At 63.3% G+C, this 12,810-nt stretch carries 10 protein-coding genes; 1 reads left to right on the top strand and 9 read right to left on the bottom strand.

Going from position 1 to position 12,810, the window contains the following annotated elements:
- Window positions 1–83: 83 nt before the first annotated feature.
- Window positions 84–1,010: a c-type cytochrome gene (locus P6U29_RS15580; protein ID WP_407119338.1), complete on the bottom strand. Its 927-nt coding sequence runs from the start codon at window positions 1,008–1,010 to the stop codon at window positions 84–86.
- A 155-nt stretch (window positions 1,011–1,165) separates the two neighbouring features.
- Between P6U29_RS15580 and P6U29_RS15575 the strand changes: the two genes are divergently transcribed.
- The gene (locus tag P6U29_RS15575; protein WP_407118389.1) at window positions 1,166–1,582 is read left to right on the top strand and encodes a CHRD domain-containing protein; all 417 of its coding nucleotides are present in this window, start codon (window positions 1,166–1,168) and stop codon (window positions 1,580–1,582) included.
- A 70-nt stretch (window positions 1,583–1,652) separates the two neighbouring features.
- Here the strand turns inward: P6U29_RS15575 and P6U29_RS15570 are convergent, their stop codons facing one another.
- From P6U29_RS15570 to P6U29_RS15535, 8 genes are all read right to left on the bottom strand, one after another.
- Window positions 1,653–2,936: a cystathionine gamma-synthase family protein gene (locus P6U29_RS15570; RefSeq protein WP_407118388.1), complete on the bottom strand. Its 1,284-nt coding sequence runs from the start codon at window positions 2,934–2,936 to the stop codon at window positions 1,653–1,655.
- Window positions 2,937–3,223: 287 nt separating this feature from the next.
- Window positions 3,224–4,600: a group II intron reverse transcriptase/maturase gene (ltrA, locus tag P6U29_RS15565; protein ID WP_407115831.1), complete on the bottom strand. Its 1,377-nt coding sequence runs from the start codon at window positions 4,598–4,600 to the stop codon at window positions 3,224–3,226.
- A gap of 512 nt (window positions 4,601–5,112) precedes the next feature.
- Window positions 5,113–5,562, bottom strand: a complete 450-nt coding sequence (locus tag P6U29_RS15560) for a cytochrome c (RefSeq protein ID WP_407118387.1) — start codon at window positions 5,560–5,562, stop codon at window positions 5,113–5,115.
- Between the two features lie 95 nt (window positions 5,563–5,657).
- Entirely contained in the window at window positions 5,658–7,967 is a 2,310-nt protein-coding gene (locus P6U29_RS15555; RefSeq protein WP_407118386.1) for a xanthine dehydrogenase family protein molybdopterin-binding subunit, read from the bottom strand.
- 274 nt (window positions 7,968–8,241) lie between these two features.
- On the bottom strand, window positions 8,242–8,475 hold the full coding sequence (locus P6U29_RS15550) for a DUF1127 domain-containing protein (RefSeq protein ID WP_407118385.1): 234 nt from the start codon (window positions 8,473–8,475) through the stop codon (window positions 8,242–8,244).
- A gap of 855 nt (window positions 8,476–9,330) precedes the next feature.
- Complete coding sequence (locus P6U29_RS15545; protein WP_407119337.1) at window positions 9,331–9,771, bottom strand: DoxX family protein; 441 nt, start codon at window positions 9,769–9,771, stop codon at window positions 9,331–9,333.
- Window positions 9,772–9,917: 146 nt separating this feature from the next.
- Window positions 9,918–11,444 (bottom strand): murein biosynthesis integral membrane protein MurJ, encoded by a 1,527-nt coding sequence (gene murJ / locus P6U29_RS15540; RefSeq protein ID WP_407118384.1) that lies wholly within the window; start codon window positions 11,442–11,444, stop codon window positions 9,918–9,920.
- A gap of 188 nt (window positions 11,445–11,632) precedes the next feature.
- On the bottom strand, window positions 11,633–12,784 hold the full coding sequence (locus P6U29_RS15535) for a DegT/DnrJ/EryC1/StrS family aminotransferase (RefSeq protein WP_407118383.1): 1,152 nt from the start codon (window positions 12,782–12,784) through the stop codon (window positions 11,633–11,635).
- Between the last annotated feature and the right edge of the window lie 26 nt (window positions 12,785–12,810).

Below are 12,810 nucleotides of genomic sequence, written 5' to 3'. Positions count from 1 at the left end.
GGCGCGCAATTGCGCGCCACAGCAATCCGACCTCTCTCCGTCGGGGAGAGGTGAACACGGACAGCCGCGACGACGTTCATACCTTAGCTGCCCTGCTTGCGTTTCGGTGGCGTCGGCCCATCCACCGGCGGCAGCGATTTGAGGTACTCCGCCATCGCCGCGAGATCCCCGTCAGACAATTGCGAGGTGTTCTTGATCACGCGCGTCATCGCGCCGCCGACACTGTCGCCATCGGGCAATTCACCCGTTTTGAGGAAATAGGCGAGATCCTTCGCGCTCCACTCGCCAAGGCGCTTCTGGGTGATGTTCGGGACCCAGCCCTCGCCTTCCGGATTGGGACCGCCGGCAAATCGCTGGCCGGCGATGATGCCGCCCAGCACATTGCGCGGGCTGTGACATTCGGCGCAATGGCCAAAGCTGTTGACCAGATAGGCGCCGCGTGTCCATTCCGGCGACTTGCTGCCATCGGCAACGAAAGGCTTTTCGTCCAGAAACAAGAATTTCCAGATCCCGACATTGCGCCGGATGTTGAAGGGAAGGCCGACGTCGTGGTCACGCACTTTGCCCGCAACAGCCGGCAGCCTTTTCAGATAGGCAAAGATATCAAGTACGTCCTCGCGCCTCGCGTGCTGATAGGAGGTATAGGGAAACGCCGGAAAGTAGTGCTGTCCGGCCGGCGAGACCCCGTGCATCACCGCATTGACGAAATCGGCGTCCGTCCATCTGCCGATACCGTCGTTCGGATCCGGCGAGATGTTCGGTGCGTAGAACGTTCCGAACGGCGACTTGATGGCGACGCCGCCACCGAGCCTCAGACGCTCGGGCTGATTGGGAACGGCATGGCAGGACGCGCAGCCGCCAGCGTTGAACATCACCTCCCCATTGGCGAGATCGGGCACATGGGCCGGTGGATTGCCCACCGCCGCCACCCCCGGCGCGCTGAGCCACCAATAGATGCCGGCAGCAGCGACCGCGGCGAGCAGCGTCACCAGAATTGTTCGTTGCAACATGCGCATCCATTCACTCGTTGCGGCGAACTTATGATCGATGTCGTCGCGGCTCCAGCCACGAAGAATTTAGCCCGCCCTGGCCGGAGACGGGAATAAACTGGAATGCCGGCTGTTGGAAGTTTGCCAGCCCGAACGGGTTCAACAGGGAGAATGTCATGAACAAATTCGTCATCGCCGTGTTCGCGCTCGGTGCCGTCGCTTTTGCCGAGCCGGCCTGCGCCGAAAAGCTGAAAGCAACGCTCGACGGCAAGTCCGAGGTGCCCGCAACGACTACCAGCGGCACCGGAACGGCCGATCTAAACTACGACGCCGCCAGCAAGAAACTGTCCTGGACCGTCACCTATTCCGGCCTCTCCGGCCCCGCCACCGCCGCGCATTTCCATGGGCCTGCCGAGGCCGGCAAGAACGCCGGCGTCGCGGTCGCGATCCCGAATGCGGCCTCGAGCCCGGTCAAGGGCGAAGCGACGCTCACGGATGCGCAGGCCGCCGATCTGCTCGGCGGCAAGTACTACATCAACATCCACACCGCGGCGAACCCGGGCGGCGAGATCCGCGGTCAGGTGACGAAGTAAGCGTCAAGGCTGCTTCGTTGCGCGAAGGCCGGGCGCAGGAGGGGCGTTCGGCCTTTTCGATTCAAGGCGCTCAAGCCGCGTTCAGCGCCTGCGTGAGGTCGGCGATCAGGTCCGACGGGTTCTCGATGCCGATTGACAGCCGGATCGTGGAATCGAGGACGCCGATTTTGCGGCGGATCTCGGCGGGAACGCCGGAATGGGTCATGGTTGCGGGCAGGCTCGCAAGCGACTCCGTACCGCCAAGGCTCACGGCCAGCTTGAGGATCTGCAGCGCGTTGAGAAATTTGACCGCCGCCTCCTTGCCGCCGGCGATGTCGAACGAGAACGTGGATCCGGCACCGAGACACTGCCTCGCAAACGCGCGCCCGGCCGGTGACGCTTCCTCGTGATGACCGAGATAATGGACCTTGGCGACCTTCGGATGATCGCGCAAGAAGTCCGCGACGAGCCGCGCATTGTCGTTGGCCTTCTCCATCCGCAGGCTCAGCGTCTCGAGCGAGCGGTTGATCATCCAGCAGGAATGCGGATCGAGTTGGGTGCCGATGGCGCCGCGCAGCGCCTTGATGCCCTTCATGATCGCCTTCGAGCCGAGCGCGGCCCCCGCGATCAGGTCGGAATGACCGCCGACATATTTGGTCAGCGAATACAGCGAGAGGTCCGCACCGTGCTCGATCGGGCGCTGAAACACCGGACCGAGCAGCGTGTTGTCGCAGGCGATGATCGGTGTGTGTCCCTGCGCCTTTCCGATCACGTCGGCAACGCGGCGGATCATCGCGATGTCGACTAGGCCGTTGGTCGGATTGGCGGGCGTCTCGATCAGGATCATCGAAACCCGTCCCTTGCCCATGGCCTCCTCCGAGGCCTGCCTGACTGACGTCTCGTCGATGCCGTCGGCAAAGCCGACGGCGCCGATCGACAGACGCGCAAGCGTGTTCGTCAGCAGGGTTTCCGTCCCGCCATACAGAGGCTGGGAATGCAGAATGACATCGCCGGGGCGAACGAAGGCCAGGATCGTGGTTGCGATGGCCGCCATGCCGGATGAGAACAGCGCACAACTCTCGGTGCGCTCGTAGATCGCGAGCCTGTCCTCGACGATTTCGCTGTTGGGATGATTGAAGCGCGAATAGACGAGGCCTGCGCCCATGCCTTCCGGCGGCTCGCGGCGGCCGGCGACGTAATCGAAGAAGTCCTGCCCATCCTCGGCCGTCTTGAACACGAAGGTGGAGGTCAGGAACACCGGCGGCTTGATGGCGCCTTCCGACAATTGCGGATCATAGCCATAGGTCAGCATCAGCGTTTCCGGATGCAGCATATGGTTGCCGATATGGGTCTTCGACGGGAACGGTTTTACCATGGCCTGCCTCGCTGTTGCTTCAGGTGCTCGCCGCGCGTTGGAACTCCTGACGTCGTGAGGCGTCGGGTGTGAGATGCACCAGCATCTGACAGCTCAAATCAACGCTGCGGCGGCTGGAGCAAAGATAACCGCTCTGGCCGCGATCCGTCAGGCCTTGCGGATAGAATTTCCGGCGGCGCTGCCGACCGACTCACGCCATGCCGCGCAATCGGGATAGGGGGAAGCCTCGCGGCTTCTCCCCTCCCACACCACCGGACATACGGGTCCGTATCCGGCGGTTCGGTAGATTATGCTGGTTGCTGTGCCGCGACGGAAGCCAAGCCGAGTGCCCTGAAGAACGCGATTGGCATGGCGATGGTGAGCGCGGGGCTGTTCGCGAGCCGCCAGGGGCCATGTGGGTTGCCGACGGTTTGTGCCGCCAGATTCCGGCCGACGCCGCGACGTCGCAACTCGGCGAAGCGGGTGCTCCCACGCTTCCATTGCTTCCAGGCGATGGCGCGCAACCGCCGCCTAGTCCACTCATCAAGTGCCTGCAACACCGACGGCGTTTGGCAGAAGCCAAAGTAGCCGCGCCATCCCTTGAGATAGACCGACAGCTCTTTGACGATCTGCGCGAGGCTTCGGCCGCACGTGCGCCGCGTCAGCTCCCGGACTTTCGCTTTGAAGCGGGTGAGTGCCTGGGGCGCGATGCGCCGCCGCGGCTCTGTCCCGCCGGTGAAGCTGAAGCCAAGGAACTTGCGAACGCTCGGTTTGGCAACCGCGCTCTTAGCCTTGTTGATCTTGAGCTTGAGGCGCTTTTCCAGGAACTTCTCGATGCCCGCCAACACCCGCTCGCCCGCCTTCTGACTGCGCACATAGATGTTGCAGTCGTCGGCGTAGCGTCCGAAGCGATGGCCGCGCTTCTCCAGTTCCTTGTCCAGTACATCCAGCATCAGATTCGACAATAGCGGCGAGAGCGGGCCGCCCTGCGGCGTGCCCTCGTCCGTCGAACTGACCAGCCCTCCTTCCATCACACCCGCATTCAGGAACGCGCGGATGAGCTTCAGGAGGCGCTTGTCAGTGACCCGCTTCGCGACCAGCCCCATCAGGATGTCGTGGTTGACCCGGTCGAAGAACTTCTCCAGATCGATGTCCACGACAACGGCGTGCCCGGACGCGATATACGCCTGCGCCCGTTCCACCGCCTGATGTGCCGAGCGGCTCGGCCGGAAGCCGAAGCTCGCCTCGGAGAACGTCCCGTCCCAATCCGCCTGCAGCACCTGCAGCACCGCTTGCTGGATGAAGCGGTCGAGCACCGTCGGGATGCCGAGCGGCCGCAGGCCACCCGACGCCTTCGGTATCTCCACCCGCCGCACCGGTTGTGGCTTGTAGGTCCCGTCAAGCAACTGGGCGCGGATCGCGAGCCAGTGCTCCTTCAGGTGGGCCGGCAACTCGCCGACAGTCATCCCGTCGACGCCCGCCGTCCCCTTGTTGCGCGTCACTTGCGCCAACGCATTCTTCAGATTCTCACGCTCGACCACTGCTTCCATCGTCGGCCCTGCGACCGCCGGGCGTTCAAGACTGGTCTTCGCCGCGCTTGCTTCGATCTCTCGGGCGGCGGCGCTTTGGGCTTCACCCTCCGCGCCGGTGCCCGAGTTCAGTTCGACCTGACTTTTCTGTCGCATGGCTCGCGCGAGATGGACTGCTCTACTAACCACTTCCACCGTTCGGGCCTTCGGCGGCGCGCCGCCGCCTACTATGCCCTCGGCTGACTTCTGCGCTGCGGTCAGGCCGCCTTACGGCCGCCTCAGTCCCGTTACCGGGACACAGCGCAGACCTCCCGAGGTAAGACCGACCGCCTTCACCGCACGCCCGCCGGATTTACCACCCCGACCTTTGATGACCATGGACTTCGCAATCATGTGCTTGCTCGTCCGGCCGGGTAGGCCTCATTATCCGGTTCTTGTCCATCGGGTCGCGGCTTTGCCCCGCGCTGTCTTCAGACCCCATCTCGCGATGACGCCCTTGCGCTTCGCTAATCCTTCGCCGTCATCAGGCTGGATAGAGGACTTCCACCTCCAAGCTGTCGTTCATACTCGGCACACACAGAAAAAGCGGCTGCTCTCGCAACCGCCTTCTATAGCTGGCATCAGCCAGTAGCCTCTCCATCCGGGCTACGGACGGAAACTGTACCCTGTTATTTCAACTTCACCCGATACGTCTCGTGGCAATCGTTGCAGCGATCGTTGATCGCGGTATAGGCCGCTTTCAAGCTCGCAACATTAGTAATCCTGCCCTTGACGTCGGCGATCGCCTTCTGCACCGGAGGGATCTTGGAGTCGAAATCGGCCTTGTTCTGCCAGACCTTCTGCGAGGCGCCGTAGGTCGCGTTCACCACGTCCTGCTTGGGATTGACTTCGAAGGTCTTGGCGATCTTGGCGACATCGGCTTCCATGCCGGCGATGGCCTGATCAACCGCTTTCTGGTCATAAGGGATGTCACCCTTCGTCATCTTCTGGATGATACCGTACTGGTTCTTGGCGATTGAGCGCATCAGATTGTCCTGCTGAACGGCGATCTCTTGCTGCGCCATCACGGCACCTGCACCCAGCAAGAGGGTACCTGCGACAATCATCATTCGTTTCATTGGCTAACGTCTCCGGCTCGCAGAGGTGAGGATGGGCCCATTCATGGATAAAACCCCGCGGCGGATGTTTATTCCCGCCGCGGATAAATCGCCGCCTACAGGGTGTGGCGGCGGTGATGCTCGTCGATCGCGATCCACACCCGCTCCGGCGTTGCCGGCATGTCGATGTGGTCGATCTTGTATTCGCGCCAGAGCGCGTCGACGATGGCGTTGACGACGGCCGGACAGGAGCCGATCGCGCCGGCCTCGCCGGCCCCCTTCACGCCCATCGGATTGGTCTTGCAGGGGACGTTGTGGGTCTCGAACACGAAGGCCGGCCCATCCGCCGCGCGCGGCAGCGCATAGTCCATGAAGGTCGCGGTGATGAGCTGGCCGTCGGTCGGTCCATACACCACCTGCTCCATCAAGGCCTGGCCGATGCCCTGCATGGCGCCGCCATGCACCTGCCCCGCCAGCAGCAGCGGATTGAGCGTCTTGCCGAAATCGTCGACGATCACGTAGTTGATGATTCTGATGATGCCTGTGGCCGGATCGATCTCGACCTCCGCCAAATGCGTGCCGTTCGGATAAGTGCCGTCGGCGCTGGCAAACGTCGCGCTGCCGTTCAGCTTCGACGGATCGGCGCCGGGTCGCTTGGCGAGATCGGCGAAGGAGATCGAGCGGTCGGTGCCGGCGATCCGGATCACGCCGTCGGTGATCTCGAGATCGCCAGCGCTCGCTTCCAGCGCCTGCGCTGCAAGCTCCTTCAGCTTCTTGCCGAGATCGCCGGCAGCGCGCTCCACGCAGACGCCGCCGGTGGGAATCGAGGCCGAGCCGCCGGTGCCGAGGCCCGTTGCGATCTCGTCGGTGTCGCCCTGGTGGATATGCACGCGCTCCGGCGGCAGGCCGAACTGCTCAGCGACGATCTGCGCATAGGCGGTCTGGTGGCCCTGCCCGCTCGACTGCGTGCCGATCAGCACGGTGACGTCGCCATTGGGATCGAGGCGGACGTTGGCCGTCTCCTCACCCATCACGCCGCAAATCTCGACATAGCTCGCAAGGCCAATGCCGCGGATAAGCCCCTGCTTCTTGGCCGCCTTGGCACGCTTGGGGAATTCTTTCCACTCCGCGATCTCCATCGCGCGCTTCAGATGCGCAGCGAAGTCGCCGGAATCATAGATCTTCCCCGTGGCTGTCTTGTACGGCAGCGCCTTGGGCGGGATGAAATTCTTGCGACGGATGGCGTCCGGCGTCATGTCGAGCTTTCGCGCGCAGGCATCGACGAGGCGCTCGATCACATAGGCCGCCTCAGGCCGGCCCGCGCCGCGATAGGCGTCGACCGGCACGCTGTGGGTGAAGATGGTCCGCACCCGGCAGTGGAAGGCCTGGATGTCGTAGAGACCCGGCAGCATGCCGGCGCCGCCATGCGGGATGTAGGGCCCAAAGGTCGAGAGATACGCGCCCATGTCGCCCATCAGGTCGCAATCCATCGCGAGGAATTTACCGTCCTCGGCCAGCGCCATCTTCGCGGTGGTGACGTTGTCGCGACCCTGCGCGTCGCCCATGAAATGCTCGGAGCGGTCGGCCGCCCATTTCACCGCCTTCTTCAGCTTGCGCGCGGCAACCGCCATCAGCGCGTATTCCCGATAGGGAAACAGTTTTGTGCCGAAGCCGCCGCCGACGTCGGGACAGATCACCCGCATCTTGTCGGTGGGGATGTTGAGCACGTTCTGGCACAGGATGTCGCGCAGGCGGTGGCTGCCCTGGCTCCCGACCGTCAGCGTCAGATGGTCGCGCTTGGCGTCGTATTCGCAGACCGCCGCGCGGGTCTCCATGAAGTTCGCGACCACGCGCGGATTGATGATGGAGATTTCGGCCACCGCATGCGCCTTGGCAAAGGCAGCTTCCGTCGCCGCCTTGTCGCCGATCGAGACGTCGAACAGCACGTTGCCCGGCTTGTCCGGCCAGACCTGCGGCGCGCCCTTCTTCACGGCATTGACGACGCCGGTCACCGCCGGCAGCGGCGACCATTTGACCTCGATCGCCTCGACCGCGTCACGGGCCTGATCGATGGTCTCGGCGACGACGAAGGCGATGGCATCGCCGACATGGCGCACCTCGTCCTTGGCCAGGATCGGATAGGGCGGGCCGGTGAACGGATCGGTCTCGAGATTGAACAGGCAGGGCAGATTGCCGAGATCCTTGACGTCATCGGCAGTCAGGATCAGCGCGACGCCGGGAAGCGCGCGGGCCCGGTTCACATCGATGGTGTATTTGGCATGCGCATGCGGCGAGCGCAGCACCTGGCAGCGGAGCGCAGCCTGCGGCGCATAATCGTCGGTATAGCGGCCCTTGCCGCGGATGAGCGCATCATCCTCCTTGCGCAGCACGCTTTGGCCAACGCCGAACTTGATGGGAGCCGCCATTTTGTTTTCCCGTTCTCATGGTTGTTTTGCGAGCCATATTGCCGTGGAAAAAGTGGCAAGGCAAACAGGTTTAGCCGCGCACACTGGTCGCAGGCCGGGAAAGCACCGCGGACCCGTCACCATCGCGTCCAGATTGCGCCGCGAAACAAGACCTCATCTTGAAGGGGGCCGCCAAAAGCGGGCGTCTCGAAGGATCGGCCACGAAGACGCGGCTCACCAAGCCTCTTGACAAGTTACATGCCACCGCGCCCCCACGGATCCAGCGCGCGATCTTTCAGCCTGTCGAGAGCCCTTGCAGACGTGAATAGTCGATCTCGCTACGCGTCAGGCCAATATCCATCAGCTCCCTGTCGCTCAGGTCGTGCAAGGTGACTCGCTGGCCTTGGCGCCGCTGCAGAAACACACGCCAGTATCGCTTGAGTAGGCTCAAGACGATGGAGAGGTCGAGGCCGCGCCTTGCGGCGTCGCCCTCAATCTCGGGTGAGACGTTCGTCAATTGTGGTGGCATCGGATGCTCCTGCTGTTGAGCCGGCAGGGAGCGTGGCCACGAAAAGGGCCCCGTCCGATGCCGGCGGGGCCTGGTGGAAAAGATGTCGTCGTCGAATTGCTAGCGCACGACTCCTTCCACGGCCCAGCCGAAGCGGGTCATGCGCATGAAGTTGACGGTGCGCACTGATTTGATCATGAGACGCTGGTAGCACGGCAATCGCGCAAAATCAAGAGATGTACCGATCTTGGTTGCATCCTAGAGGCGAGCCATTCGCCCCGGCGCATTCGTCTCTGGAAATTAGCCTGATCACACCGCGAAGAAGCGCCAGCAGCAGATTGGTTTTGCTTCCCCGGCACACACCCAGATGCAGTGCTTCGGCGAATGTCATAGTGAGCCAACGCTCTTCCGAGTATTTCGGCGTCTTGCCACTTATTGGAGGACTTGCCACGTGGCTTTCGTTCGGTAAGACTGCTCGCATTTCAAGTACTTGTTTGAAAGGGTGTTCTCATGCCCGAAACTTTGGAAAGCCTATTGTGGTGTGCCGCGCTGGCGACGTGGCTGATGCTTTTCTTCGGGGCCACAGCCGAGCGTTTGAAACCTCTCGCAAGATTTCTCGGCCATCTGCTCGAGGTTGCGTTCAGGCTTAGGGCAAAGTGACGCAATAACAGCTTTCAAGGACGCGGCTTGGCAGCTGCCAAACTGGCAGAGCCGCGCGTCGCGCTGATCGCGTAAGGGCAGACGAACCAGAGCGCGCACATCGTGCGGCCGCTCTCTCAGCTTTGCGAGAGAGCAACGATGCTTGCACCATGCCTCCTGGTAAGTTCAGGTAAGTTGTTGGCTACCATGCTGAGAGAGGCGGAAACGAAAACGGCACTAGTCTGCCAGCCTCCGATCGACGGAGAACCGCCCCCCTCCGGTGACCAAGATCAACAGAGCGCCTCCCAAGATTGAGATGTTTTTCAAGAAATTATTGTACTGCCCAATCTGTTGCGGACCGGCGGGATACTCCCAGTAGCGATGAGCGATTGCAGTAGCCGCGAATACAAATAGCAAAACCAAAATTGCGCAGTAGCGCGTCAAGCCAGTCGATATCAGTATTTCCAGCATGACGGTCGTCATCGTGAACAGCTGGGGCACTGGAAGGTTCAGCGACCGAAAATAGCTCACTGAACCATTGAAGTTAGTAAGCGCTCCGTACGCGCTTCCAACAAAGACCCATGCAAGCAGGATGCGGCCGATCAGGATCAGCAGGTCGGCATTGCTGGTGGCGAACTCGTTGATCCGTGATGTGGGCGGGAGAGAGCGGAACGGCATGGTCACTGCCTCGTCGTGTGTTTGCCTGAGGGCGGCACCTGGAACATCGTAACACGATCGGCGAACCGCATGAAGGGCTCCCGGCGGGGCGCATGATGCGCTGTAGATGCGATGACAGGGTAGGAGTGCTGGCTTTCGATATAGGCCTAGCCGCGCACCAGCGAGACCAGCCAGCTCCGGCCGAACAGCATGAGAATCGTGAGCGCATAGACGATCGTGCCCCCGACGGCCAACAGGACCAGCGTCACTTCGTCCCGGAAATGCATCGCGCCCAGCAAAGAGCCGCTGAAGCGCGCAATCAGCCAGAACGCGGCAGCCAGGATGATGCCGATCAGCAGGAATTTGGCCAGCGACAACAGCCAGGCGCGGTCCGGCACGAGAAAGCCGCGCCGCACGGCGAAGAACAGCACCAGCAAGAGATTGGTCCAGACGCCGATGGCGGTTGCCAGCGCGAGGCCGATCTGGGCCAGCGATCCCATCAACGCGACCTTCAGCGCGACGTTGACGGCGATGCCAGTCAATGACGCCCGCACCGGCGTCGCCGTGTCCTTGCGCGCATAGAAGGTCGCGACCGCGCTGCGGATCAGCACGAAGGGGATCAGGCCGATCGCATAGGCCGCGAGCGTCGCACCGGCGGCGGCGGCATCGGCCTTGGAGAACGCACCGCGGGCGAACAGCGCGCGCATGATTGCGTCCGGCACGGTAATGAAGGCGGCAACGAACGGGATTGAGAACAGCAGCGTGAAATCGAAGGCGCGGCGCTGCGCCTTCATCGCGCCGTCATGGTCGTTGGCGGTGATCCGCCGCGACATCTCCGGCAGCAGCACCGTGCCGATGGCGATGCCGATGACGCCGATCGGCAGCTGGTTGAGCCGGTCGGCATAGTAGAGCGCCGACAGCGCGCCCGCGGGCAGGAAGGTCGCGATGATGGTGTCGGCGAACAGCGCGACCTGCGTGCCCATCGAGCCCAGCGTCGCCGGCCCCAGCGCCTTGAAGAAGCCGCGGACGTCTTCGTCGAGCTTCAAGGGCGCAAAGCGCGGCAGGCCGCCATGGCGGGCGAGATCGCCGGCGAGCAGGAAATATTGCAGGAAGCCCGAGATCAGCACACCCCAGGCCGCGGCATGGCCCGCAGTCGGAAACCAGACGGCAACCGCCAGCGTCATCATCATCGCGACGTTGAGGAAGATCGACGCGGCCGCGGCGCTGGCAAAGCGCTGCATCACGTTGAGCATGCCGCCATAGAGCGTCACCAGCGTGATCAACAGCAGATAGGGAAAGGTGACCCGGGTCAGCTCGATCGCGAGCTTGCGCTGCTCGGCATCCTCACTGAAGCCGGGCGCCAGAATGCTCATCGCCTGCGGCATGAACAGCCAGGCGACGACCAGCAGCACGACTTGCGAGGCCAGCAGCAGCGTGAAGATGCGGTCGGCGAACAGGTGCGCTGCCGCCTCGCCCTTCTCGCCATGGACATGCGCATAGGCCGGCACCCAGGCGGCGTTGAAGGCGCCCTCTGCGAAGATCGCGCGGAAATGATTGGGCAGCCGCAGCGCCACGAAGAAGGCGTCGGCCACCGGGCCGGCGCCGAGGATCGCCGCGAGCATGATGTCGCGGGCAAATCCCGTCAGCCGCGAGAGCAGCGTGTAACCACCGACCGTGAAGATGCGTCCGAGCATGCGGACTGTTTTAGAGCATGGCGCGATTAGGTCTAGGTACAAGCGGCGAAGAAGGTTCGCCCCCTCCCCCGCTTGCGGGGGAGGGTTGGGGAGAGGGTGTCTCGACGACGAAGACTCCCCAAGAGGAGAGAGCCCTCACCCGGCGCTTCGCGCCGACCTCTCCCGCAAGCGGGAGAGGTGTACCAAGATCAGCCCGCAATCGCGCCTTGGACGGCGGCGATGATTCGCTCCTGGTCGGCTTCGGTCAGGTAGGCGTGCATCGGCAGGCTGATGACGTCCTGCGACAGGCTCTCGCAACCCGGCAGGCCGCCCTCGGCGACCGGATACTGCTTGTAAGCGGTCTGCTGATGCATTGACTTGCCGTAATAGATGGCGGTCGGCACGCCCTGGGCCTTCAGCGCGGCGGCGAAGCCGTCGCGATCGGTGCCTTTGGGCAGGCGGATCGTGTACTGCGCCCAGACCGAGGTGTTGCCGGGCGCCAGGCGCGGCACGGTGACCACATTGGACAGGCCGCGCGCGTAACGCTCCGCAACCCTGTTACGGGCGGCGATTTCGTCGTCAAAAATCTTCAACTTCTCGATCAGGACCGCAGCCTGCATGGTATCGAGCCGGCCGGTCAGGCCGAGGCGGACGTTGTCGTATTTGTCGACGCCCTGCCCGTGCACGCGGATGCTGCGCAGCTTAGCTGCGAGCTCGTCGTCATCGGTGAAGATCGCGCCGCCGTCGCCGAAGCAGCCGAGCGGCTTTGCCGGGAAGAAGCTGGTCGCCGTTGCGTGCCCGAGCGTGCCGAGCTTGCGGCCCTTGTAGCTCGCGCCAAAGCCCTGCGCGGCGTCGTCGAGCACGAACAGGCCTTCGGCCCTGGCGATCTCGGCAATGGCGTCGTGATCGGCGGGCTGGCCGAACAGGTCGACAGGAATCACGGCGACCGGCTTCAGGCCGGCCTTGCGGGCGCTCGCGATGCCGCGCTTGAGCGACTCCGGACTCATGTTGAAGGTGGTCTCGTCGACGTCGACATAGACAGGCGTCGCGCCGGTCCGCGCCACCGGCGAGGCGGTCGCGATGAAGGTGAAGGACGGACACAGCACGGCATCGCCGGGCCCGACATTCTTCGCCATCATCACCATCAGGATCGCGTCGGTGCCGCTGGCGCAGCCGATGACGTGCTTGGCGCCGCAATAGGCCGCCAGCTGCTTCTCCAGCTCGAAAACCTCGGGACCATTGACGAACTGGCAATGATCCATCACGCGCTTGACCGCCGCATCGAGCGAGGCGCCGAGCCGGCGGCGCTGCGAGCCGACGTCGATGAAGGGAATGGGTTCGGAACGCAGATGCTGGTTCATGGCGGCTTCTTGAGTGATCGACATGG

The sequence above is a fragment of the Bradyrhizobium sp. LMG 9283 genome (assembly GCF_045571415.1).
Taxonomy (GTDB): domain Bacteria; phylum Pseudomonadota; class Alphaproteobacteria; order Rhizobiales; family Xanthobacteraceae; genus Bradyrhizobium.
Note: the sequence above shows the minus strand (reverse complement) of the source record. Positions and strands in the feature narration are given on the sequence as shown.